Annotated in this window: 29 protein-coding genes and 2 pseudogenes; 21 read left to right on the top strand and 10 right to left on the bottom strand. The window is 54.8% G+C overall.

The genetic code is table 11. The features are described 5' to 3' along the window. Positions 1 to 125: 125 nt before the first annotated feature. A complete protein-coding gene (locus ACJ8PN_RS24910; RefSeq protein WP_442535345.1) occupies positions 126 to 1001 on the bottom strand; it encodes a hypothetical protein in 876 nt (291 codons plus the stop codon). Between the two features lie 568 nt (positions 1002 to 1569). On the opposite strand from ACJ8PN_RS24910, the gene ACJ8PN_RS24905 reads away from it, so the two are divergent. The 21 genes from ACJ8PN_RS24905 (at position 1570) to ACJ8PN_RS24805 (ending at position 19302) form a co-directional block, all read left to right on the top strand. Further along, positions 1570 to 2172, top strand: a complete 603-nt coding sequence (locus tag ACJ8PN_RS24905) for a tyrosine-type DNA invertase (RefSeq protein ID WP_420277238.1) — start codon at positions 1570 to 1572, stop codon at positions 2170 to 2172. 413 nt (positions 2173 to 2585) lie between these two features. After that, positions 2586 to 3125 (top strand): fimbrial protein, encoded by a 540-nt coding sequence (locus tag ACJ8PN_RS24900; protein WP_442535344.1) that lies wholly within the window; start codon positions 2586 to 2588, stop codon positions 3123 to 3125. A 51-nt stretch (positions 3126 to 3176) separates the two neighbouring features. Then, entirely contained in the window at positions 3177 to 3719 is a 543-nt protein-coding gene (locus ACJ8PN_RS24895; protein ID WP_442535343.1) for a fimbrial protein, read from the top strand. Between the two features lie 66 nt (positions 3720 to 3785). Further along, positions 3786 to 4490 (top strand): fimbrial biogenesis chaperone, encoded by a 705-nt coding sequence (locus ACJ8PN_RS24890; protein WP_442535342.1) that lies wholly within the window; start codon positions 3786 to 3788, stop codon positions 4488 to 4490. A gap of 53 nt (positions 4491 to 4543) precedes the next feature. Continuing rightward, complete coding sequence (locus ACJ8PN_RS24885) at positions 4544 to 7162, top strand: fimbria/pilus outer membrane usher protein (protein WP_442535341.1); 2619 nt, start codon at positions 4544 to 4546, stop codon at positions 7160 to 7162. 18 nt (positions 7163 to 7180) lie between these two features. After that, positions 7181 to 7918: a fimbrial biogenesis chaperone gene (locus ACJ8PN_RS24880; RefSeq protein WP_442535340.1), complete on the top strand. Its 738-nt coding sequence runs from the start codon at positions 7181 to 7183 to the stop codon at positions 7916 to 7918. Between the two features lie 80 nt (positions 7919 to 7998). Beyond that, positions 7999 to 9180 carry a hypothetical protein gene (locus tag ACJ8PN_RS24875; RefSeq protein ID WP_442535339.1) on the top strand — a complete coding sequence of 394 codons (1182 nt, stop codon included), beginning with the start codon at positions 7999 to 8001 and terminating at the stop codon, positions 9178 to 9180. A 431-nt stretch (positions 9181 to 9611) separates the two neighbouring features. After that, positions 9612 to 10187, top strand: a complete 576-nt coding sequence (locus ACJ8PN_RS24870; RefSeq protein WP_420277231.1) for a CaiF/GrlA family transcriptional regulator — start codon at positions 9612 to 9614, stop codon at positions 10185 to 10187. A 17-nt stretch (positions 10188 to 10204) separates the two neighbouring features. After that, the gene (locus ACJ8PN_RS24865) at positions 10205 to 10648 is read left to right on the top strand and encodes a hypothetical protein (protein ID WP_420277230.1); all 444 of its coding nucleotides are present in this window, start codon (positions 10205 to 10207) and stop codon (positions 10646 to 10648) included. Positions 10649 to 11164: 516 nt separating this feature from the next. Then, on the top strand, positions 11165 to 11875 hold the full coding sequence (gene aqpZ, locus ACJ8PN_RS24860) for an aquaporin Z (RefSeq protein WP_442535347.1): 711 nt from the start codon (positions 11165 to 11167) through the stop codon (positions 11873 to 11875). Further along, positions 11872 to 12570 carry a hypothetical protein gene (locus ACJ8PN_RS24855; RefSeq protein ID WP_442535338.1) on the top strand — a complete coding sequence of 233 codons (699 nt, stop codon included), beginning with the start codon at positions 11872 to 11874 and terminating at the stop codon, positions 12568 to 12570. Before aqpZ ends, ACJ8PN_RS24855 begins: the two co-directional genes overlap by 4 nt. After that, positions 12534 to 12791, top strand: coding sequence for an ANR family transcriptional regulator (locus tag ACJ8PN_RS24850; RefSeq protein WP_442535337.1), 258 nt, complete (start codon positions 12534 to 12536; stop codon positions 12789 to 12791). The genes ACJ8PN_RS24855 and ACJ8PN_RS24850 overlap by 37 nt, the downstream gene beginning before the upstream one ends. A 2-nt stretch (positions 12792 to 12793) precedes the next feature. Continuing rightward, positions 12794 to 12922 (top strand): hypothetical protein, encoded by a 129-nt coding sequence (locus ACJ8PN_RS24845; protein ID WP_442535336.1) that lies wholly within the window; start codon positions 12794 to 12796, stop codon positions 12920 to 12922. A 204-nt stretch (positions 12923 to 13126) separates the two neighbouring features. Beyond that, positions 13127 to 13432, top strand: coding sequence for a YcgJ family protein (locus tag ACJ8PN_RS24840; protein WP_420277225.1), 306 nt, complete (start codon positions 13127 to 13129; stop codon positions 13430 to 13432). Between the two features lie 104 nt (positions 13433 to 13536). Then, a complete protein-coding gene (locus ACJ8PN_RS24835) occupies positions 13537 to 13734 on the top strand; it encodes a PerC family transcriptional regulator (protein ID WP_420277224.1) in 198 nt (65 codons plus the stop codon). A gap of 41 nt (positions 13735 to 13775) precedes the next feature. Beyond that, a complete protein-coding gene (locus ACJ8PN_RS24830; protein WP_442535335.1) occupies positions 13776 to 14342 on the top strand; it encodes a hypothetical protein in 567 nt (188 codons plus the stop codon). Between the two features lie 213 nt (positions 14343 to 14555). Then, on the top strand, positions 14556 to 15191 hold the full coding sequence (locus ACJ8PN_RS24825) for a hypothetical protein (protein WP_442535334.1): 636 nt from the start codon (positions 14556 to 14558) through the stop codon (positions 15189 to 15191). Continuing rightward, positions 15188 to 16963, top strand: coding sequence for a hypothetical protein (locus tag ACJ8PN_RS24820; RefSeq protein WP_442535333.1), 1776 nt, complete (start codon positions 15188 to 15190; stop codon positions 16961 to 16963). Before ACJ8PN_RS24825 ends, ACJ8PN_RS24820 begins: the two co-directional genes overlap by 4 nt. Before the next feature lie 150 nt (positions 16964 to 17113). Beyond that, positions 17114 to 17512: a hypothetical protein gene (locus ACJ8PN_RS24815; protein ID WP_420277220.1), complete on the top strand. Its 399-nt coding sequence runs from the start codon at positions 17114 to 17116 to the stop codon at positions 17510 to 17512. Positions 17513 to 18014: 502 nt separating this feature from the next. Next, complete coding sequence (locus ACJ8PN_RS24810) at positions 18015 to 18380, top strand: hypothetical protein (RefSeq protein ID WP_442535332.1); 366 nt, start codon at positions 18015 to 18017, stop codon at positions 18378 to 18380. A 460-nt stretch (positions 18381 to 18840) separates the two neighbouring features. Next, positions 18841 to 19302: a hypothetical protein gene (locus ACJ8PN_RS24805; RefSeq protein ID WP_420277218.1), complete on the top strand. Its 462-nt coding sequence runs from the start codon at positions 18841 to 18843 to the stop codon at positions 19300 to 19302. 367 nt (positions 19303 to 19669) lie between these two features. Here ACJ8PN_RS24805 and ACJ8PN_RS24800 read toward each other — a convergent pair whose 3' ends face one another. From ACJ8PN_RS24800 to ACJ8PN_RS24760, 9 genes and pseudogenes are all read right to left on the bottom strand, one after another. Further along, positions 19670 to 19957: a hypothetical protein gene (locus tag ACJ8PN_RS24800; RefSeq protein WP_420277217.1), complete on the bottom strand. Its 288-nt coding sequence runs from the start codon at positions 19955 to 19957 to the stop codon at positions 19670 to 19672. Between the two features lie 357 nt (positions 19958 to 20314). Continuing rightward, entirely contained in the window at positions 20315 to 20548 is a 234-nt protein-coding gene (locus ACJ8PN_RS24795) for a hypothetical protein (RefSeq protein ID WP_420277216.1), read from the bottom strand. Between the two features lie 937 nt (positions 20549 to 21485). Next, entirely contained in the window at positions 21486 to 21860 is a 375-nt protein-coding gene (locus tag ACJ8PN_RS24790; protein WP_442535331.1) for a hypothetical protein, read from the bottom strand. A gap of 204 nt (positions 21861 to 22064) precedes the next feature. After that, entirely contained in the window at positions 22065 to 22367 is a 303-nt protein-coding gene (locus tag ACJ8PN_RS24785; protein ID WP_420277214.1) for a hypothetical protein, read from the bottom strand. Then, entirely contained in the window at positions 22364 to 22714 is a 351-nt protein-coding gene (locus tag ACJ8PN_RS24780) for a fimbrial protein (protein WP_442535330.1), read from the bottom strand. Before ACJ8PN_RS24780 ends, ACJ8PN_RS24785 begins: the two co-directional genes overlap by 4 nt. Positions 22715 to 22773: 59 nt before the next feature. Further along, positions 22774 to 23265: pseudogene (locus ACJ8PN_RS24775) on the bottom strand (fimbrial protein); the annotation flags it as partial. Between the two features lie 150 nt (positions 23266 to 23415). Then, on the bottom strand, positions 23416 to 23769 hold the full coding sequence (locus tag ACJ8PN_RS24770; RefSeq protein ID WP_420277212.1) for a fimbrial biogenesis chaperone: 354 nt from the start codon (positions 23767 to 23769) through the stop codon (positions 23416 to 23418). A 28-nt stretch (positions 23770 to 23797) separates the two neighbouring features. Next, a pseudogene (locus tag ACJ8PN_RS24765) lies at positions 23798 to 23923 on the bottom strand (hypothetical protein); the annotation flags it as partial. Continuing rightward, positions 23883 to 24125 (bottom strand): fimbrial biogenesis chaperone, encoded by a 243-nt coding sequence (locus ACJ8PN_RS24760; protein WP_420277480.1) that lies wholly within the window; start codon positions 24123 to 24125, stop codon positions 23883 to 23885. The pseudogene ACJ8PN_RS24765 and the gene ACJ8PN_RS24760, both read right to left, overlap by 41 nt. Positions 24126 to 24127 lie beyond the last annotated feature (2 nt).

Raw genomic sequence — 24127 nt, 5'->3', positions numbered from 1 at the left:
TAAATAGCCTGGCGGGGGGGGGGGGGCTTGTGTTACGCTTTCACCGCCGTAATAATGGAAGGGGCAGGGAAGAACTCCCAGGCCCTTTTATGGTCAACAGAATGGATAGTGCGGGTAAGTTGATATCATTTTAGCTCAAGCACTAAATTACCATTAACGTAATTAGATTGCTTGAGGCGACTATCCACATAATTGAGGTCGGTATTGCCATCAATCGAAACAAGCCCCTTGTTTACAAGGGCGTTGTATTGAAACGTGTTTCCTATGCCCTCAATAATAAATTTCCCACGGTTGATGCCTTGTTGGGTATCAAAATAGAATAATCCCTTTTCATATGTTCGCGTGAGAAAATCAAACACCAGAACATCGCTTTTTGCGCGTTTAAACGTGAACGAGGGAGTCCCGGAAGACAACCTAAATACAGGTGGGACATCTTTACACCCCCAAAGATTTTCATTGCGCTGGGCCGATACGATAATCGATGACATCGTGACCGAGGCGTTGTCTCTGGCAAGCATCGTGCCTGAAGTAAACCATATTTCGGCTTCGGCATTTACATTAAATATACCATTGTTATAAATGCTGATTTGAGGTTGGGGTTTTCCGACCTCCGTTACTTGCATTTGGCCGAAATAAACTAAACTCGCGTCAACTGTCAACTGACTGGCTACCTCAAGGTCTAAATGTCGAACTATGGTATCGCCGGCGTTGTCGAGATAGCCTAAATTAGCTTTGCCGATATCCATCAGCTTTAGTGTCCCTTGTTGCACCAGGATGTGTGTAATGTCGTCTCCGCTAGAGACGGCGCGTGGCCACGCCACTTCGTTGTCCGGAATATTCCGGTCTCCCTTTAGCGTCAACGTACAGCCGGGGGCAGACATCGTGAAACTTCTGTTGTAGAGTTTGTCAAACGTGCGACCTTCTCCTTGCAGGGTTTGCGAACCATAATTAGACATGTATGTTTGATTGGCATTTGGGTCCCATGCGAATGGCGTTGTCATGATATTATCCTCATCAGTTAGTTTAAGTATGACATGAGTACTGCCTACTGTTCATATGTCACAGTAGATTATGTAATGAGTTTGATTGCGAAATTAAAAAAAAGAATATTTCTATTTTTTAAATTGAACTCGGTGGTATTGAGTTTTTAATCTTTAGCACCGTAATCACGGTGGTGTTATCTTGTCAAATGATTTAATGCACCAGCCGAAAAGCCTGTTTTGCTTAATGAGAAATAATCACGTATTTCCGCCTGCCACGTTCAGAGATGTTAACATCAGGATGTTGTAGCAGGAGAAGCGGTTATGGCAGACCGCAGTGTCTCCGGCGCAAGAGGGATTTTGTCCTGAGGAGAACGCTGTTCATGGTGCACGGGGCCGATGGTGAAGGTGAAGACGTGTCATTTGGCTACGTGTATTGACGCGTTGCGATATTTATGAGGGCCAAATTTGAGTGGCATGCCTTATTGTTTGGAGGGTTGTTGCCTGGCGTCATTCAATGGATAATCACCTGTCTTAGGTCTGGGACGAAAAAAACTGCAATATAAATCAATATTTCTGGAGAGGTATAATGACGAAGCGCAAGCACTTAACGCAAACGGAGGTGGAAAGCATGCTGGACATGGCAAAACAGAGCGGTAATCCCGAACGGGATTATTGCTTTTTATACATGAGTTTTATCCACGGTTTTCGTGTCAGTGAGGCGTGTCGGTTGCGGGTGTCCGATTTGGATCTGAAGCACGGCAGTTTGTACATACGGCGCATGAAAAACGGATTTAGTACCAACCACCCGTTACTGAGCAATGAAATCCGGGCGATAAAAGCCTGGGTGAAGATACGAAAGCAATGGGAAGGCGCGGAAAGCGACTGGCTGTTTTTGTCGAGGCAGGGAGGGCCGTTGACGCGTCAGCGCGTTTATCAGTTGATTAGCGGGTTGGGTAAAAAGGCCAATCTTGCTGTAGTTTCGCATCCGCACATGTTGCGCCATGCGTGCGGTTTTGCGCTGGCGGACCGGGGAGTGGACACGCGGCTGATACAGGACTACCTGGGTCACCGCAATATCCGCCATACGGTGCGGTATACGGCCAGTAATGCGGAGCGATTTAAAGACGTTTGGCGATTAAAAAATAAACACAAAAAGTTACATTTAGGACCAAACTGTCAACTAGCTTAGTCACCATCGCCATTTTTGCACAGAGAAAAGATAATAAATTCCCAAACAAAATGCATCCATTTGTAAAAAAAGAAAAAATACTCGCAAAGAAAATCGATAACATCATGAAATAGTTGCAATTGCTAATCACTTCCCTGTTTTGCATTGTGCTCATTTCACGCTTCATTCTCCCTCCCTACTCCTGAGTTTTCTTTTCGAAAGTATAAAATATTGCCGTTAATCATTCTGTTGGCGATAGCCCCCGTCACCTCCCATTTTTCAGCACAAAACCCCAATCAGTAACCAAGGTTGTCAAAATGGTCCTAAATGACAACCATTTGACCGTAAGAGGATGTGGGGGAGGACCAGCAATAAGCTACCAACTGTTTGCTGTGGTCGGTAGGTGTCTATCCAATAGTATTAGGAAAACTGAAATGAAAAAAAATTTTTTTGCACTGGCCCTAGCGGCTACTAGTTGCTTATCCGCAGGGGCTTATGCGGGTGATGGTGCAAGTGGCACTATTACTTTTAACGGCTTGGTTAATAGTAGCACCTGCGTTGCGCCAACGGATTTCGCCTCTGCGAAAGTTGAGCTTGGAACTGTTGGCCTTAATGAGATTACCAGTCCTTTTCGTCCATGGTCCAAGGATTTCTTATTTACACACTGCCCAGCATCACTGACGAAATTAACAACTACAGTAACCTTTACTGAATCTGGTTGGGGAAATCCTCACTATGGATTCGTTCGCAACACCGGAACTGTTGGCGATACTGTCGTCATGTCCCTCGGGCATGACGCTACAGCCCCTAATACTGTAGGGTATGCAGTTGTTAGAACTGGTGCGAAATGGGACACTAATATAGTTAATGGAGAGGGCACGGTTAATCTAAAAGGAATCCAATTTAAGGGGCTTGGAACTGCGTCAACAGGAACCCTGTCTTTCCCAGTTAACTTAACGGTAGAGTATATTTAATTACGTATCGTTTTTTTTAATTTAAAAGTTAAAGGTTAAAGGTTAAATCAAATGAAACTTGCTAATACTAAAAAACAACTCATACAAGTGATGTTGTTAGCTGCGAACTTTGTGGTTTGCGCAGGGGCAGAGGCTGCGAGTGATTCGGGGCAACTGACTGTTGAAGGGTCCTTGGTTACTACAACTTGTACGGTTACGCAAAGTGAGCTGACTAAGACAATCACATTTGCTGATGTGGATGCGTCGACACTCACTTCGGCGGCAGTAAACGATAAAATTCCGGGTTCGACTCAGCCGTTGACGTTTGATGTTACCGATTGCCCAGGTACGGGTAATGCGTCAATCCGTTTTGATTACACTCCTCAGGCAACTACCACGGATTATCTGACGAACACCGGGACCTCCACGGGGGTATTGGTTGGTATTAACGAAAAAGGCAAGGTCACACGTATTGCCCCGGCTGGTTTGATTTCTGCTGCTATTACTGCGGGTAAGGCTACCATCGATGCAGAAGCGAATCTCTATAAAGCTGCTGCGGCTGTTGGTGTGGGCACTATCGCGTCAGTAATGAACGTAACGGTTGTTTCACCATAATATTATTTTTATCTTTCTCCTCCACCACTGATTTATCCGTAGTGGAGGAGGATCTACAGGTGAATTATGATTAAGTCTCGATCACATTTTATTGTTGTGGCCTTTGTGTTGTCCATGTTCTCATTTTTCACATATGCCTCTGGGGGGTATTCATTATCCAAGACACGCCTGGTGGTTACTGAAGGTAAGGACGCTAGGATAAAAATTCAAAATTCATCCGACGTTCCGTTATTGATTCAGTCCTGGGTGTCCTTTTATAATAAAGATGATGCATCATTATATGGAGGTAAACCGCCTTTTGTGGTGACGCCTCCCTTATATCGCCAAGGGACGGGTGATAATTATGTGAAGGTCATTCCTACCGGGAATGCGTTTCCTAAAGATAAAGAGTCTGTCTTTTTTTTCAATGCCAAGGCGATCCCCGCTTCTGCAGAGAAAGATAAAAACAGCAACACGGTATCATTTTCTTATACAAACATGATCAAGCTGTTTTACCGACCTAATGGCTTGCCAGGTGTTTCAACGGAAGCCTATAAGCAACTCACGTTTTCCCGTACCGGAAGTACGTTAACGGTCAAGAATCCCACAGCGTATTATATCACGTTTAGTAAAATTTCTGTTGGTGGTCGTGAACTTGACAATATTCGGGATATGGTACCTCCGTTTGGGAGTCATGCGTATCCATTGCCTTCTGGGACATCTGGAAGCATTGATTATCAGACAATTGATGAGTTTGGTGGGGTGACACCGAGAATAAAAGTTTCGCTTTAGTAGCTGAATTCTCAATTAACATTTTATTCTTTTTAGTGGGGACTTTTTTTCTCATGAGCAGACTGAAACATGTTGAATGTTGCAGCGGGCATTTTCGTTTGTCCATCCTGTCATTCAGAATATTCTTGTGCATTTCATTGTCATTAAATGGGATGGCTGTGGAAGCGCGGGAGTATTTCAACCCAGCCCTTTTGGGAAATAATGGCCCTGCAAACCCCACGTCTTCCAATGTCGATTTGTCACGCTTTGAGGCCGGTGGGCAATTACCCGGCACCTATCGCGTGGACGTTTATGTGAACGGTCAATATATGACCTCGCGAAATATTGCATTTGTGGCGGGTTCAGATACTGAATTGCTCCCATCTTTATCGTTAAAAGATTATTCCAATTATGGGCTCAATGCAGCGGCGATCCCGGCACTGAATGGCGTAGCGCGGACGACGATGTTGTTGCCTCTAGACAAATATGTGCCGTCGGCCACTGCGCACTTTGATTTTTCGCAACAGCGGTTGAACATCAGTATCCCACAGGCCCTGATGATGACGCAGGCGCAGGGATATGTTGATCCTGACAGTTGGGATGAAGGGGTACCTGCGGCACTGCTGGATTACAACATCACCGGTAATCATACCAGCAACCGTGGTGATAACACCTTGATGGGCGATTCTGATGAGCAATTTGCCAACTTGCGCAGCGGGCTTAACTTTCAGGGCTGGCGCCTGCGAAACTATTCGACCTGGACACGCAATAGCGGCTGGGGAGGGCAGGGTTCGCAGACGCATTTCAACAACATCAACACGTTTCTTGCGCATGATGTGAAACCTTTGCAGGGCGAGTTTGTTGCCGGTGAGTATACCACCCCGGGTGATGTGTTCGACAGTATCCCGTTTCGTGGCGCTCAGCTTGCTTCTGACCAGGGCATGTTGCCTGACAGCCTGCGCGGCTTTGCACCGATCATACGAGGCGTGGCGAACACCAATGCCCAAGTGACGGTGAGGCAGAACGGTAACGTCGTTTATCAGACGTATGTCCCTCCTGGGCCCTTTACGATAAAGGATTTATATCCCTCTTCTGACAGTGGGGATTTGGTTGTCTCCGTGAAAGAGAAAGATGGGACGGAGCGGCATTTTACCCAGGCCTATTCGTCGGTTGCGATCATGCAGCGGGAAGGTCAGGTTAAGTATTCGGTAACGACCGGTGAACTACGTAACAGCGGTAATAATAGTCTGCGTGAAGCCAAGTTTGTACAAGGCACTCTGATATATGGCATGCCGCATGATATGACCCCGTATCTTGGCGTGTTAGCCGCTCAGTATTATCGGGCTGCTGTTGTCGGTCTTGGTGTCAGTCTGGGGGAATGGGGGGGCATTTCTGCGGATGCCACGCAGGCAAATGCGACCCCGGTGTCGCGTGATAAGTCCCAGGGGCAGTCTTATCGTATCCGCTATTCCAAAAGCATGCTGGAAACAGGCACGACACTGACGATGGCTGCCTATCGTTATTCCACCAAAGGGTATTACAGCTTTCAGGATGCGAATACATACCGTGATGAGCGGGATGATAACACTAATGGGGCTTCTTATCGTCCTCGCAGCGAATTTAACGTCACTCTCAATCAGGCACTGGGGGATTTCGGTTCTCTTTATCTTTCGGGCACGCAGCGTGATTATTGGGAGCGTGAGGGGAGCGAACGTACATATAACGCAGGTTATAACACGACAATATCTGGCATCAGCTATGGCTTATCGTTGAGCCAGGCCAAAAATAGTGACGCAGGCAGTGACAAGCGAACAGATCGGCGCGTGGGTTTTAACGTGTCAGTACCGTTGAATCGTTTCCTGGCCGGAGATAATACCTCTCTCGCTCGTAATATGAACCTGAGTTATAGCGTGAATTCAGATCAAGATCATAAAGTGGTTCAGCATGCGGGGCTTAATGGCACTGCGCTCAGCGATAACCAACTGAGTTATAACGTTGATCAGAGTGTGGGCAACCAGGGGCAAGGGTATGGTGGTAGTCTGAGCGCTGTTTATAACGGCAGTGCGGGGTCGGTATCGGGTGGCTATAACTACAGCAAAAATCAACAACAGCTTACCTATGGCCTCAGCGGTGGCATTGTGGCTCATCCACATGGGATTACGTTGGGTCAGGAGCCAGGTGAAACCATTGCCATTGTCCGTGCTCCGGGGGCATCTGGAGTGAAGGTGACTAACCAGAACGGTGTGGCAACTGACTGGCGTGGTTATGCGATTGTGCCGTATCTCACGCCTTATCGAAGCACGGAGGTCGGGCTCGATCCGTCCAATCTGGGTAACGATGTGGCGATGGATCTGACATCTGCACGTGTGATCCCGACGCGAGGGGCCGTGGTCATGGCTGATTATCGGACTCAGGTAGGGCGTCAGGCGATGTTGAACCTGACATATCAAGGGAAGCCTGTACCGTTTGGGGCCATGGCCGTTCTGGACACTCATAATCTTGATGAGGGTCAGAAGGCGGCAAACGGGATCGTGGGAGACGACGGACAGCTATTCATGACAGGATTGCCGGATGAAGGACGACTTAACCTGCAATGGGGGAGTGGTGCGGATGAGCGTTGTGGTGTTCCATACCACCTGACGTCTGAGCGGACGGATAATGTTCCGGTCAGCGTTACTGCGGTTTGTCAGTAATAGACAAGGATATGGCCTATGCAATGCAGAATGTGGTTGTTTACATCGTTGTTATTTGTCGCCATGGTGAGCGGTATCGACATGGCACATGCCAACCAGCAGGATCGGAGCAGGGGCGGTATTGGGACGGATCGGACGCGTTACATTTATCCTGAGGGAGCACGTCAGGTTGGTGTAACGCTAAGACAGGATGCAGGTGAAAATTATCTAGTACAAGCCTGGGTCAGAGGATTAGATCCGGTCACTGGCACGGTGCTAAATGAGTCGACGCCGTTTTTCCTGAAACAACCGTTGGTTAAAGCCATGCCGGATGGTCGTTATGGTTTTCAGGTCATAAAAGTTAAGCCCGTGCCGGTGAAAGATCGCGAAAGTGTCTATTTGCTTTCTTTTAAGCTTATCCCGGCAGAAAAAGAAACCGGTGTGTCAACGTCTCGTGCGAATGTCGTTATGACGTATAACGTGAAACTGTTTTATCGACCGGAAGCACTCAAGAATGGCAAGGTTGCCAGCGCTTCAAAGGAATTAAGATTTTTCCGGACAGGCGACGCATTGAAAGTGAGTAATCCGACCCCTTACTGGATAACCTTTTATTCTCTCCAGGTTGGCGGTCATGCTTTATCCGAAAATGTCCTTAAACGCATGGTGCCACCTTTTGGTGAGGTGGTATACAGTTTGCCATCGGTTGGGAGCAGTGTGATATGGCAAATTATTGATGAAAATGGTGATCGGTCTACACCCGTAACGTCATCAATCTGAAAATACGTACAGTCAGATTGTTATGCGTAGCACGACAGCTGACAGAGAATGAAGACGATTTATCTTTTGAGGTTGATCTTATGTGTTTATCCGAATGGTTATTCAAACCTAAAAAAAGAAAATATTTTTTTGGTAGTCTGGGACTGATGTTAATGGCTGTCGAGTCTTTTCCTGTGATGGCTGATACTATCACACTGAACGGCAGATGGTCACAGCAAGGCCTCATTGACATGCAAACGCTTGGGCCAGTCGACAATGCGGCGGTCGGGCAGAATTATTCTCCCGGATCACTTATATCTGTTAAGTATTCCACCTCAGATGGGAATGTGGTGGCAGCATCAGGTGATACGCTGCCGTTGATCTGCATTTCAAAAACAGGCGTAACAAGTACTGATAAAGTCTGCCAGGGGGGGGTTTTCGTCAACCCGCCTCCGGTATTTGCACTGCTTGGGTATGTAAATGATGCCGATCCGAAAAGTAATTATGCCATCTCAGGCCTTTCCATAAAACCGTCAGGCAAAGTGGGGATAATCGCTAAGACCTTGTATGATGGCGTGCCTGATACGTTCACGTATTCACCACCAACACTCAACTGGCTGGCCCCGGCACGGCCAGAAGGTGTTGACTCATCCAAAATGTACACGGGTCTCACCGGAGGTTCGTTAACGGGCGCACAGGTTGGCGCTTGGGCGGGAGCTGGCAGTTATTCTGATTTTAATAATACAGGCCAATATACCGGAACGGTCACGGTGAGTGTCGGGGGGAACAGTAAGACATGGACTTACAATGTGACGATTTTACCGCCCCTTGCCACTTGTTCTTTAACACCACCATCGGCGGTAAGTTTTGGTGATGTGGTGACGACGCCCAGTGCGCCCCCCTTACTCGCATCTGCCAGTACCAATATATCGGCAAGTTGTAATGTTTTCGATAATGCCTCTGTCACAGGACAGAATATGTATTTGACTTTTGAGGCTGGGTCGTATGGGCTTTACAACGGATATATCGGATATCTTGGGACTTCTATCGACGGGATTTATATAACCGGTGGTGCAACTGCATCCGATGCGTCGTGTTCAAGTCCTGATTTGAGATTTGATGGTTTGGCCCATCCTAACTTTAAGATGAATGATTCTGCATTGCAGACAGGAAACAATGCTGAGAGCAAAAATATCTATTTTTCATTGTGTCATGATATAAACAAAACCCTGATCTCAGGCAATGTGATGTCCGACGCAAAAGTTAATGTTGTTATACAGTAATAGATGGTAGTGGGTGGCTATGTTTGGGAGCATTTTTGTAAAGATTCTCTTAGGTAAGCTTTGATTGTCTGGTCTTGTTTATTCTGCATCCTGTTTATTGGGGGGCTGGCATTTGCCTGTTTTTTATAATGGCATGATTGTGTTCACTAGTCTCTTGCTGAAATTTGCATTGTCATTGTATGTGCCAGGGCTGTTTTCGCTGAAGTGGAACGTTTTGCCATGTTCCATACGAGGATTATTGTTCTGCGTAGTGTAGTATTCCGTTATGACTCGACATGGATGTCTTTCCTTTTTATGCAGTGATTGTTATTTATAGATCTAGCTGACTTCTTTTTTCTGCTTTGTTTTATTTTTACTGCTTCACCAGGGTTGTTAGTAACGCGGTGTTTTTATCGTTGTTTCAATATATCCACTTGCGGAATGGTTGTTGTGTGTCGCCGACGATTCTGTTTTTTGAGGTTTTAATCATGAAAAATGTTGAAGATCGCAAGTCAATTCTTTCTGAAAAAGAGGTTTTGGGTGAGTTCGGTGAGTGTGTTCCAAAATCCTCGGCGCGTGTCCTGGGCAGGCAATCCAATCACGGGGATTTTACATTACCGCGGTGCCTGAGCCATTTGGTCAATCCACCACTCTATATTGCCGTGGCGCATTGGGGATTATTAAAAAAGACGCCCTTTTCGCGCGACGATATATCCCAGGCCTTTCGGATCACGCCTCGTCGGGCGGCAGACGTGATGACTTATATCCAGCGCGAGCATGGCGATGTCATTACCTGCGTTCGCCACCTGCAGGTGAACCCGGCCGGGATACGGTGCCTGACCCTGCAAGTGACCGGGGTGGCGGAGACGCCACAGTCTGCGTCCGTGCCCAGGTCGCGTCGGCGCGCGCCGGATAAGGCCTCACGGGGAGAGAGGCAAAAAAAATCGCAGGCGCTGCACAACATGCGCGCCACTTTCCTGGCCCGGCCGCTGCTGTCACCAGTTGGTTCGAGGACGGAGAGTGAATGAGGACGTCGGGGTGACGTATGGCTACACAGTTGTCGTTCTGGTCGGTGCTCTCTGCCCACTCATTTCTGGAGGTGGATCACTGGCTCTGGCCTGTCATGGTTGGGGTGGGGGGCGTACTGGCGCTGGCCTGGGGGGGCATCTTTATGCATAACGTGCGCAAGGGCGCTGTGCTTCGTGTGGTGTTGTGGCAGTGGCTGCAGGCGTGGCTGTTGCCGTGTGCGTTCATTGCGGCCGGTGTGCTCCTGGTGGTGTCTGGTGGCGACTGGCTGGCTGTGGTCCTGGACTCGGCGGACTGGGCAGTGCGGCGGTGGATGTATGAGCTGCAGGTATTCCTGGGGAATGACACCTTTGTCCCCATTCCGCCGTCACTACTCGGGAGCGGCGTGCCGCTGTTGCCGGGAGAGGCCTGGCAACGTCTGGCGGGGGTGTTGCGAGTCGTGGTTCATGACGTGCCTCACTGACGCTCGCCTATGGTGGCTGATGGCCTGCTCCCTGGGGGTTGTGACGATATGCATGATTGGTGTGGTTCGCGGGGTGCCGGGCGTGCGCCGCCGAGTCCTGTTCGGCCGTAAACCGGTGTGGTTCTGTCGGTTTGTTCGGGGGGAGCTGTCGGTGTGGGCGACGGTGTGGCAGGGCGGACCTGTCTGCGCCTTTGCCGTGTGGTGGGTCAGCGCCATGGGGTATGCGCCGCCGGCGGTCTGGCTGGGGTATGGCGGGATGGTGTGGTGCGGAATCTGGGCGGTTGCGGCGATGAATGCGGCGCGTAAGTCCCAACTTCGGGGGATCTGCTGTCTGGGTATCAGCCTGATGATTGGCCTGCTGTGGGTTGTTGGTGCATGGGGGGGAGGGGTGATGTGGTTCTGTCGCCCTCCGGGATGACGCAGTGTGTTGTGGGCGGAAGTGGGGCATGGGTTCGGTCGTGAGTAGTGCGCGGTCAGGGCAAAAAAGGAGTGAGGTGAATGAAGTATTCATTGATGGTGAAAAAATTAGTGGCAGAAGCGGTGGGGACCTTTTGGCTGGTGCTGGGGGGCTGCGGCAGCGCTGTGCTGGCGACCAGCGGGGTGTCGGGAGGCAACGGGGCTGTCGGTGTTGCGCTGGCATTCGGATTGACGGTGGTCACGATGGCGTATGCGCTGGGGCCGATATCCGGCGGGCACTTCAACCCGGCCGTTACGTTGGGATTGTATGCCGGCGGGCGAATCAAAAGCCACCTGGTCATGCCTTATATCGTGGTGCAGGTGGCCGGTGGGCTGCTGGGAGCCTGCGTTCTGTTTCTGATTGCGCAGGGAGGGGCGGGGTTTGATGTGCACACCGCCTTTGCCTGTAACGGCTACGGCGCGCTGTCGCCGGCCGGGTACGGGGTGGGGTCGGTGTTGCTGGCAGAAGGGGTGCTGACCGCGGTCTTTGTGCTGGTCATCATGGGGGTAACGGACAGCCGAGCGCCCGCCGGAGTTGCGCCGCTTGCCATTGGGCTGTGTCTGACCCTCATTCACCTCATCAGTATTCCGGTTGACAATACGTCGGTGAACCCGGCGCGCAGCACGGCCGTTGCGGCGCTGGCCGGAGGGGCGTGGATGTCGCAGCTGTGGGCATTCTGGGTGGCGCCGATCGTCGGCGGTGTGTTGGGAGGCGTGTTTTATCGGGGGCTGTTGGCAGCACCGGTCGGGCTGACCCGGGGAGAGGCATGATGCAGCGAATGGTGGGGGGGGGGGCGTGGCAGCATGTGGCCATCATTGCGCCGTGTTCCTATATGCGGGCGGGGTTGTCTGCGCTGATGGCAGCGATGACGCCCGCGCCAACGGTCAGGATGTGGCCCTCGGTGGCAGCCTGGTTGCAGGACGCTGCGTGCGTCACTGGGCAGCGGGTGTCGCTGGACGCCCGGCTGCTGCTGCGATTGCCCGAGCGACTAGGGCCGCTCTTGGAGGCGCTGGAGTTTTTGCGGATGTACCTGCGTCGGCAATCACAGGAGGGGCGGCGTTCGTTGAGGGGCATCCTGTTGCTGACCGATGTCCCGAAATCCTGGTTGTATGACACCCTTCGGCGTCTGGTCAAGCAGGAGAGTTCGCTGGAGGGGATTTTGGTGTTGCCTGCGTGTAGCCAACCCAGCAGCATCGCTCGTGCGCTGGCCGGGCGTATTCCGTCAGCCTTGCTGACGGCGCCGGGGGGCCGGTGTTTGCTGTCGGGGTTGTGCCGTACCGAGGTGCGGATCTTGGTGGGTTTTTTGGTGTATGGCGTTTCGATACAGGCGCAGGCCCACCTGTCGGGTGTCAGTCCCAAAACCTGCTATTCGCAGCGGCAGTCCGCCATGAAAAAGTTTGGGGTGCTGTCCGCGCTGCGGCTGGCGAGATGGGGGGCGCGGGAGTGGCAGAGAGTTCAATATTAAGGGGCGAGGGGCGTGGGGAGTTTCCCACCACCCGCCTGCGTCATAAGGTGGTGGCCAGGCGAGCCGCAGCCCTTGAGCGGTCGGGGGAGTACGGGGACGCGGCCGTGCAATGGCTGCGGGCCGGCGACCTGGCCGTGACCGCCACGAATCGGGATTGGTGCGAGGCGCGTCAGGCTGCGTGCTTGCGTGCGCTGGCACGGATACAGGAGCGTCGAGGTTAACCATGGAGACAATAGCGGCGTGGGTGGATGTGTGCGTGGCAGCCTATGACGATGTGCTGCATGCGTATCCGCTGGCGGTGCCGGCGGTGATGATTGTTGCGGTGTTGTGGTTCCTGTCCCGTCATGGGTGAAGGGGGGGGCGGGACGAAAAAAAAGGGGGGCGGTGTCACCGTGCCCGGTCAAGAGCAAGGGAGAGGAATATGAGAAACAAACAAGCAACGCACCCGGTGGGGTACCCGCTATCACGGCGGATGGTGTGGGTTCTGCTGTCACTGAGCGTGGCAGTCCTGTTAGGTACCTCGCTTATCACATTGGCTTCTGCCGCGCCAGGCGGTGTGCGCAAGCACCACCCGGACTCGTCAGTCTATTTTCCGAAGGGTAGTCAGCACGTGGTGTGCGACCGCCGGGCGAATTTCTGTGCGGATGAGCAGGGGATTTCCATGGGGTTGACCGCGCTGTATCTGGGACAGGCGGCCCAGCAGCGGCTGCAGGCGGTGGTGAAAGATTTGTCCGTGGATGAGCTCAGTCGCTACACCCTGACCAGCGGGGTGCACTGCGACAGCAAAAAGCGCGCGTGCTTCGTCAGTAAATACAGCACGCAACCGGATGCGACGATGACCCGGCAGCTCTATGGGCCGTAGGCAGCGTCGTGGCATCGGTCGCCATTGTTCGGCGCGTCCCTGCGCTGGCGGGGTGCTTGTGGTCCGGGTTGTCTGGCGACGGGGCTGCGGTACGCGAGGGTGTCATGCTGTCGCTGGCTGAGTGCATTCAGGAGGCTGAACGGCTCGAGACGGCCGGACTCTGGCGCCGGGCGGAACGGCACTGGTTGCTGGCGTATGACCTGAGTCGCTGCCCCGAGCAGCGGGCTGCGCTCAGTCAGCGCCGCTCGGCCTGCGTGAGTCGGGGCGGTTTGCGTGGCTCACGTGCCGGTCGCCTGGCATGAGTGGGTGGGGTGGCGCGCGGCGCGTTGCCTGGGGGCTGGTGTTGCTGGTCAGTCTGGCCGTGCGCGCCAGTGAGCCGGCGGTCTGCCTGACGGGGACGCAGACGATGACGCTGACGACGGCCTGGCAGTTTATGCCGGCCGTCGTGACGGTCAATGATGCTCTCCCTGTTGGCACGGTGGTGGCGTCAGTCGTCATTCCGGAGGGGCGCGTGCTGGGGTGGTGTCGGGTGCCGGTTCAGGCGGGCCTCTGGGACGGGCGGCAACTGCAATCGTGGTATCAGGCTGCGGCGACGAACGTCCCCGGCCTGAGTGTCCGTCTGGTCACTGAGCCTGCAGCTTCGTTGCCTGTGTGGTCCGGTGGGCGACGTGGGTGGTCGACATCAGTCAATCGCCTGGGGCGTGGCGGGCTGCGTATCGAGCTGGTGAAAAACGGTGTGGTGCGTCCCGGGACGCTGACACGGGTCAATGGGACAGTGCAATACCGGACTTATCTTGGTTCACCACCGCGGGCGCATCTGGCGATGGTGGAGACGCTGCGCTATGTCGGACGGCTGGTCATTGTTGTGAACGGCTCGCTCTCGGTGCCGGACGCTCGGCGTTTGTCGTAGGGGCCATGCCCTGGCGGCAACCAGGCGCGCCTTGCCGGATGGGCGGGGTAGGTAAAGCAATGTCGGGAGAGTGAGGATGGAAGGCAAGCGCGGTTGGTCGGTGCGGCGGGTGTGGGGTTCACTGGTAGTGGTGTGTATAGGGTTTTGGATGGCAGTCGGTTATGGGGTGGCCTGTTTGTTGCGGTGGCTTGGGTGACGCCGTCAGACAGGCGGATGGTGGTCACCGTAATGGTGAGCAGGGTGGCGGTATTGACGATGAAAGTAAAAACGACGATGAAAATAAAAGCAACGATGAAAACACGGGCACAGAAAACGACCGGGTGGGGGCTGTTGCATCACTGCGCCAGCCAGGGGGAGCGGTGGATGCGGCCTGTCGGGGCGTGCGTGGTGGCACTGTGGCTGGCGGGGTGCGCCCTGCCTTCGCGAGGGCACCCACCGACAACCGTGGCGATGCCGGTCATCACCACGTCGGCGCCGGCCCGGCCCGTGCGGACCGGACAGTCGGGGGCTGTGCCGCCATCGGCGGCAGGGGACGAGACGGTGCCGATGCCCTTGCCTGCGGGCGGTCAGGGGCCGCTTAACACCTGCCTGTTTGAGGCGCATCAACTGGCACGGCTGGGGAGTGCGTACCGCTCGCAAGTGGACGCGCTCTATCGTCACCTGCGGGCAGCGAAATATTACGCCGCGATTGCCGGTGAGCTGTCGGGCGGTACCACGGACACCATCACCCCCTTGTACCAGTACCGGGTCAATGATGCCTGCAACGCGATTTCCCAATCGCTGCTGACCGAGTTGAAAAAAGTCGACATGCCGGGTCGGGACAGTCTCCCGATACGGAGTAAACCGTGATGCGCGCGCCGCGCATGTTGCGCTTGGGGATGGGGGGGCTGTTGGGTGGGGTACTGTGTTTCGTCTCGCCCGCCGGGGCCACGCAGACCGGCGCCGATTTTTTGTCGGCCATCCAGGGGGTTCAGGTTCCAGATACGCCGGTGAGCGGCAGCAACAGGGGCGTGAAGGGGGCGCGACCGGCGTCCCCGGCCGGGCAGCCTGCGTCGACTCACCCGCCGTTGCCGCGGCAGGTCTGTACGTCGTCGGTCGCCCTGTCACAGGTTCGCGCCCGGCTGATGGCAGAACGTGCCGCAGGGCAACGCGCTGCGGCCGCGGCGGACACCCGACTTACGGCGGCGAAAAAACGGGAAGCGGACCTGCAAGGAACGGTGGCGACGCTGCAGGCGCGCATCACCGCGCTGCAATCGCAGCAGACGCCGGATGCGGCGGCAAAAACGGCGGCCCAGAGCGCACAGGTACAACAGGTGACGGCTGAGCTGGTGCGCGTGAAGGCGCAGCTGCAGCAGCGGGTGGTCGACCAGACGTCGGCGGCGCGCCTGTGGCAGCACGCGATGGTGGCCCTGCAGGGGCAGCTGGCGGTGGTGACGACGGACAACCGGCAGCGGGCCGGGGAAAAAGTGCAGTTGGCGCAGGCGCAGGCCACCGCGCAGTCCCTGGCGGGCAAGCTGCAACACACCCAGGCGCAACTGGCCGCCCTGACCCGGCAGCAGGACGCGCAGGGTGACAAGGCGCAGCAGGTTCAGACTCAAATACAAAAGACGCTCAGCGACCAGAATGCCGCGCTGCAGGCGCAACTGACGGCGGCGACCCAACAGCAGGAAGCACTCAAGGCGAAGATGACATCCCTGACGGACGCGTCGTCGGCACAACAAAAGACGCTCAGCGAGCAGAATGCTGCGCTGCAGGCGCAACTGACGGCGGCGACCCAACAGCAGGAAGCACTCAAGGCGAAGATGACATCCCTGACGGACGCGTCGTCGACACAACAAAAGACGCTCAGCGAGCAGAATGCTGCGCTGCAGACGCAGCTTGCGGCGACGACACAACAGCGTGATGCGCTCAGCATACAGGTGGCGTCCCTGACCCGGTCTCAGGCGACAGAGCATCAGACGCTGCTGGCGGCGCAGGCGAAACCGGTCGCGCCGGTAACGTCACCGCCCACCCCTGCCGTGAGCTTGACGGATGCCCGGTCACAGCAGACGTACGCCAGCGGCGTGGTGATGGCGAGTACCCTGCGCCGCACCCTGGCGCTCCAGAAAGACCTGGGGGTTTCATCGGACCCGATGGTGCTGCTGGCCGGTGTGACGGACGGGGTGCAGGGAACGCTGAAACTGGACAGGAAGGTGCTGAACGCGCAGTACGCTGCGATTATCCAGCGGCTGTCCGACAAGGAAAAGGGGCGGTTTGATGCGGGCATCAAGCGTCTGGAGGCGGTGACGGCGAAGAAAACGGTACTCAAACGCAACGGGTCGCTGTTTTTTGTTCAGACACGAAAAGGCGCGCAGGCGGTCAAGACCGGGGAGACCCTGCAACTGTCGGTGCGGGAGAGTCTGCTCGATGGGAAGGTTCTTCGGGATGACCGGAGTCGGTCGGTGACGCTGAACGGGCAACTGCCTTACATGCTGCAGCAGGCGGTGCTTCTGGGGGGCCGGGGCGGGGTGATGGAGGTGTACTGCTTTGCGTCGGATATCTACCCGCCGGAGCGCCTGCCGGACGGGCTGTTTGGCTACAGCCTGATGAAATACACCGTCAGCATCGGCGCGCAGGCGTAGTACGGCACGATGTGCACCCCGTGTGCATGCTGTGCCGGTATCGAAGGTGACGCAAGACAGGGTGTGCGTCGCCACCCTCCTGGTCGGTTGACGGGAAGGGCAACAGGGGCCCCCACCGGCGTGGGGGCGTTCAATACAGTAGAGGAATGTATGCACAAATCATTATGGATAGCAGGGGGCGTACTGGCCTGCGTATTGGGGGTATCGGGCGCGCAGGCGGCATCGGCGTTGGTCCCGGCGGGAACGGCATTGAACGGGTTGTACGGGGGCGGGCTGGAAAGCTGCCTGGACGACCTGACCATGCTGGACGCCGTCAATGCGTCGCGCTACACGCAACTGTCGACGGCGCTGGACGCGGAGGTAGCACGTGCCACGCATTACCTGACCCTGCGTGACCAGTTGGGTGGCGACATCCCGCCGGTGATGGACAAGATATACCAGGCGCGCCTGGCCGAACAGTGCCAGTCCATTCACAACGCGCTGTTTGATGGCTTGCTGTCGCAGGCGAATGGGCGCGGCGCCGCGGCTGTCCCGCGAGGCGCACGATGAGGGCGTGGCGGGCAGTCAGCATCCTGCTGATGGCTGGGGTACTGGGCGGGTGTGTGCACCGTACGTCATCTCCCCCGACGCCACCTCTGTCCCCGGTTGTTGCAACCACGGCGCTGGGGCAACTGCAGGTGGTGGTGGACACGCTCAGAAACCGGTCCCGGCACGGGGACGCCCAGGCGACGGCGCAGCTGCAGGCACTGTTGTCGGGAAAGGGCCTGACGGTGGCCGTTTTGCATGCGGTGCTGAAGCCGCCGGTCACGCCAGGGTAATCGCCGGCATGGGCTGAAGGGGGGCGGTTGCCCCCTTGTTTTACGGTGCGCGGGTCGGCACTGGCGGTGTTCATGGGAATGCTTGCGCGATGAGATCTTGCTGGACCTGTTGTCAGGAAAAGGGCTCGTTTTGCGTGCGGTGGTTCAGTCACCGGCCAAACGGGGAGGCGGTCTCTGCGAGCGAGTATCGCCCTGGCGCGGTTTTTTGTGAAGAACAAGTTGAGGGGCGTGTAATGGCCGGTGACGAAGAGGATGAACGCATTATCGGCATGAGCGCTGTCCTGGCCTCTGTGGGGATGACGTTTTTGCTGGCGATGCTGGGTGTCTGGTTGTGTGCCCTGAGGGGGGCGGGTATTGATGATGCCCAGGCGCATGTCACCAGGGTAGTTAGAGAGGATGCCCGACGAGTGTCTGTTTATGCCGTGTCTGACCTGCGTTGTGGTACCCATGTGTGGGTTATCTCCACGGAGGGTGATGTTCTGACCGAAGGGAAAACAACGGTTAAGATTTCAGCGATAGTGATGATTGCACTGGGCTCAGCTGTAAAGAATCTGGATATGACGCATTTGCACAGTGCGTTAGGCTATCGTTCGCCTTGAGAATAAGCAGTACCTGCTAAAAGAGAATAATGTGCCAGGAGATAGGGGGAATCTTAAATGGGAAAGTCACTGTAGTATTGACTTAACGATCCCCTAATCTCACCAGCCGGATGTTGTATGATTTATATAACATGAATAAAACCGCTCAGTAATCAGGGGGATTACCCCCCCCCAGATAATTATTTGACCTTACGTGCTTTTACTGAAGGTTGGTAATGTGACAAGCATCATGTTAAGAACATGATGCCTTTGCTATTGGTACGCACCCGTTTTTATATTTCACCATCATTATTCCCTAATGGGCGTATGGAGTGGCTAAGATATATACAAAATGGAATGACACACAAGTTTATGTTCAACTCAAACGATAACGATCAGCAAAGCTAACTGATAATGCTTAACGTAATCAACATTGAAAACCATCCGCATGAATTATATGGAATATCAAGGAGTATGAGGCATGAATAAAAAAGCTATTTACATTAACAATGTTAGCACTAATTTATGGCTAACTGTTACTAGCGAGAAAATTAATCCTGGCGAATCTGACAGCGTTTGGGCTGAAAGTGACAAAAAATATGCAAATAACTTAGATCTTTTTAATCAATTTGCACTATGGGACATGCTTTACGACGATTCGGGGCGTTGTTGGTTCCGTCACCGTTATACCGGTGCATACCTTTGGATCTGGAATTCCAATATGGCAGCGGCTCGACAATTGGGTGTAGGCGAGTCTGTTGACTCAGTCGCCTTGAGGCTGGCTTCTGGTTTTGGCGATGCTAGCGCACAGATGATTCAGTTGCAAGAAGGCGCTGATTATACTCTTACCGTTACACCAAGGGGATTTAGGATGGGACAATGGATCCTACATTCTGAGCAATCTGCAGACTGTAACTTTAAATTTCTTGGTGTGAATGAGTAGGTGTATCCGTTATTTCTTTGTTGTTGTACTTGTCGTTGGCAAGTACAACTCTACCGGTTGGTTCAGGTTGACGTGCTTGTCGCCGTACGGGGATATTCGCGGTCGCTTGTGTCCTGCCCGTAGCGGGTGACGCCCCTGTCCCCTCGGTCATGGATGACAGAGGATGGCAATCATGCCGACTCTGGCTTGCCAGTGACAATCCGTCCATTGGGGTCGAGTTCAAGAGTGGACTTGGGGGTAACGGCTTGATAACACAGGGGCACGATGTGGTGCGGATCGAAAGATTATTTGGATCGTGATGCGGGCTAACCTGAATCTAGGCCGTGCGGACTGATGCAGGCGCAGCATGTGCCGCGCCTGCCGCCAGTTACTTTTTTTTCTTGTGATGCTTTTTACCGTGATGTTTCTTCTCACTCTTACTGTGGTGTTTACCCTGCTTGGTGTGTTGTGGCATTTGTTTTTCCATCGCCGCTTTTTTCTCCTCCATGTACTTTGAGCCTTCCGGGTTGATAACTGGGCCGGGGCCACGTGCAACGAGTGGCGCGATCGCGCCGGATGTATCAGCGCTAGCCGTCGGCATTGGAGCTGCTACAGCAGCAGTCATCCCAAAACCCAGCAGCGACGCCACCAGCACACCGATTGATAATTGACGCATAACTCTACCTCCATTGCTTAATGAGCCAGCAGCGTGTTGCCGGGAGGTGGCGGACGTCAATGTAGGCCACGTGCGTATTTTGTTATTACCCGATCTCAATGGATGTTATTGGGTGATCGCCGTTCATGAAAATACGCACCACGTGTGTCCGCGCTAAAATAGCGACAAATTTAGACACTTGGAGGTGTTTCCCAGCGGCGGATAGTAACAAGCAGTAACGTTATCAACCCATCAAAGCGAATGTATGCAAATGTTAACGTTTGGCGCACTGCCTCGCTGGTGTTGCAGATAGAAAGAAAATGTTCAGGTTTGCCCAATGCCGGACAGTGCGCGGAATGCAGCCCATTCAATTGCGACCTACTGCATCGTCACCGAATAGGTCACCGTGTACGTGCGTGTACCGTCATGCGTCGAGTCAACCGCAGCGACCTGGTAGATTTGCGGTTGCAGGTTGATGGTGGAGACCGTCACCTTGCCATTGGCTTGCTGCTGCGCCGGCAGGTCCCAGGTCCAGAGCGGGGTGGCAGTCGCGCCATTCCACTTGACGGGTGAGCCTAGGGTCTGGCCCGCTGCTGTGGTTGCGCCTGACATTGATGACGGCATGACAAGGCGTAGGCCGAGCCAGTCGCTGTTATTTGTTCGTAGGGTCAGGCTGGATTGTTCGACAGCACGCTAAGAACGGCGGCGCCCTTGACACTGCCAGATGGGCCCGCAGTGCAGTTTAGGGTCAATGCATGCGCCGCAACAGGAGTACTGGTTGTCATCGTGCTGCCAGCGGTGCCGGCTGTGGCATTGAAGTCGTATACTGGGGCGCTGCCGACTCCCACGAGTGCTGTGCAGTTGGGCGGCTCACCCGCGACTGGAGGGGGGCGGGTCTGCTCCCCCATTTCCTCCTACCCCAATGGTCATTATGGTATAATGTTGGATGGTTGGGGCGAAATAGACCAGCAGGTTGAGGTTAGGGTAGGTTATCGTGGAACCGATATCGACATTGACGTCCCACGCCAGCGTGCCAGACACGCTTCCCGGGTAAGTCGAATCATTTATCGGCGAGCCGTCTTGAGGGTGGGCGGGTATTCCTGAGTACGAATAGGAGCAAACACCTTTCGTGATACTCGTTGCTGGCACGACAGTGCCTAACGGGAAGGTCGTGCCTTGTGCGAACGAGGCCGACCACCCTAGCCTGCAGTTTGCACTTAGGTTGGACGTTAGAGTGAGAGACACGGTATTGCCAGTCGGAGCGTTCGGCCACGCTAGCATTGCGTACCCTGTAGTTTGCCTCAGTGAATCGCCTACTACTCCGTAGTCGACAGTTCTGGCCCACGACCGAGCAGATAGATTGATGTTGCACGTCCCCCCACTTGTTGCCAGGCATTCGCTTGAGAGCACCGTTCGATACCGTCAGAGCCAGTGTGACGGTGATTCTTCTCAGGTTCATGCATCCTCGTTCCGTATCTGGTTATTGTGGTATGTCGTGCTCCGCGCCAAACACAGGACGTCCGGTCCGTGCCCGCGCGTTGCTATTCTTTTATTCGTACAGAAACTCAAAATGCAGCGTGGTGGTCTTCGTTAGCAAAAAAAACACATTGGTAGCCCCGCCGTTAACGGCAGTCGTGCTGTTGCCGTACAGGCGACCGTCCGTCGTGTCTACGCTGTCGTCATACACACTGATTTTCGGTGTCTTCGCCCCTAGGTCTCCCTGACAGGCCAGCCTCATCGACACCGCTTTCCCCTGCGTCCTGGCCGGGTTAAGGGCGGCGTCATTGAGTACGCTCTGCTTGATATTCCCCAGCACAACAGTCCCCGTGCCGCCATCGGCACGGGCCATGCTGCAGGTGGCCGATTGCGTGGTCACGGTGTAGGTGGTGGTGATTGAGGGCGGGTTGGCGGCCTGTGCCCCCACGCAAACCCCAGCTCCCCACAGCAGGAGTACGCAGGTGACATACGGCAGGCCCCCCTAAGGAGGCGTCGACGGCGCGCCGAGCGCGCGCTGTCAGAGTGTGTTTTATAGTCGACCGGTTGTTCTTCATTGGGATATCGCCTTCGCTTCTCTTTTCATCGAACATGTTTGCTTGGCGGTGTTCGTCACTGCGCTGCATGGGGTGATTTACTGATAGTCAAACGTGCATGTCACCTTGGCTTGCAAATCCCCCGCCACCAACCCGCTGGCGCTCCCGCCGGTTGAAACGGCAACCCCCACCGGAATGGCGGCGGTTTTCCAGGTGGAGGGGAGCACTGCCCCTTCGGTGTTGGCGGTCGACGTGATGATGCTACTGTTTTTGAGATTCTTTTTCGTCGTTGTGTCCGTGTCTGCCCACTTCACGCTCGTGCCGCCAAAATGGAAAATAAAGCCGACATTTGACGCCGTGCTGGACGCCGCATCCCGGAACAGGAAATCGCCGCCTGTCACCGCTGCCCGATGGTCTCGCCGCTCATCGTAATGGTGGGCACCGTGGTACCGATATCGCCACCGCACTGCGTCAGACTCACGTTAAAACTCTTGCCCCCTACGGCCGCACCGGCCGTGCTCAGGCTTTCTGACGTCTGCGACCCCAGGTCCAGCACGCCACCGGTCAACCCCGTCAGGGCGACGGTGCACGGCGCGGGAGTGATAAGCGCCTGCACCGGCACATCCACCTTTGTCGTGGGGTTTGATGCATGGGCCGCCGAGACCAAAGAGAGGTGCAGCATCAGGCCCGCAGCCCATGCCGGTAACGACCGCAGCGCACTTCTAACGTGACGTGTCATATATTGCATTCTGTTCCTTCCTCTTTGCGGGCTGCGCGTTATCATTGCCCCATGCCGAAACAATCAGGTCACTGATAGTCAAACGAAAAAGTCAATGCCGCCGAGACCACGCCCGCAGACTTGCAATCACTGACCGTCTTGGGGCTTACCGGTACGCACCACATGCTAAAGCGCACCGGGATTTTGGCATCACTGGCGTTACTGCCCGCCGGAAGGGCTAAAAACCCCTGATCCTTGACCAGGTAGTCAGCCGAGCCCCAGTTCGGCGTCGCACCGTTTTGCACCGCCTGCACCCGAAATCCCAGTGAAGTGGAGGGGTTGGGGCCACCGTTACGAAACAGCGAATTACCGCCGCTGCCAATATCCGTCCCCGTCACCTTCAGCATGGGCTTGGAAAGCGCAGTGGGGTAACCGGTGCAGGTCACATCGACGTATTGCTGATCGCTGTCGGACGTCAGTAAAGCCGAGGCGGTCGTGATACTGCCGGCCCCCACCAGCCCCAAATCAATAGTTTGTTTCTGGCTGTCCAAGGCCACTGAGCAGGTGCCCGGCAAGATTTTTGCCTGAAGGTGCCGGCATCACTGTTGGCCGCTAGGGCCTCGCCACTGCTCAATGCCCCTGCCAGTACCAGCCCCCCCCACCAGGGCGTGATGTGTGACCTTGTTGCCTTTTTCATATCATCGCCCACTCTTGTGCGTCGCCCGGCACCATTACTGCAGTGTTGCACTGCCATTGACCACCTCACCCAGGTTCACCATCGCTGCCCAAGACACCTTGCCGGCCTGACTCATTGGGTATGGCGCTCCCACTGCCCAGCTTGCAGTCCCAAAGGGCGCAACCATGTCTGACTTCCCGGTCTCGATTTTTATCGCCCCCCCATTGATATTCAGTGTCATCAGGCTGACGTAATAGGGCGTGCGATTCTCAGCCCGCACCTGTCCGCCTGCTCGCGTGAAGCGCAATGTTTTTGCCACTTCCGAGGCCGAGGATGGCAAACCGGCCGTCCGGTAAAACAGCTTGATGGTGCTTCCTACGGCAAACACCACCCGCTGAAAACCCACCATGATCGTCACGTGACAACGGATTACTGGATGGCAGTCCGGTTACCGTCAGGAAAAAGACGCTCTCCCGGTCTTGTGGCAGCGAGGCGGTATTTCCGGTAATACGAAACAAGGTGCTACTCCCGCCCTCTAGGCCGCAGCAAAGGTGGCGAGACAAAAAACGGCGTACTCTCTTTTCCTGCTAGTGTACGCGACAGGCGCGCAGTCACCAGGTATGGCAAGGCGGCGGTATTGCGAACGCCAACGGTGGTCTGCCCTGACTGGGCATTTAACACCAGGCGCGTCGCCCCCAGACCAATACCCGCGGCATGCACGGGTGCGCTACCCAAAAGGCTTACACCGCAAGCCAGCGCAAACATAG

This window comes from Serratia sp. CY76391 (assembly GCF_052166695.1).
In the GTDB taxonomy this organism is placed as follows: domain Bacteria; phylum Pseudomonadota; class Gammaproteobacteria; order Enterobacterales; family Enterobacteriaceae; genus Serratia; species Serratia nematodiphila.
Note: the sequence above shows the minus strand (reverse complement) of the source record. Positions and strands in the feature narration are given on the sequence as shown.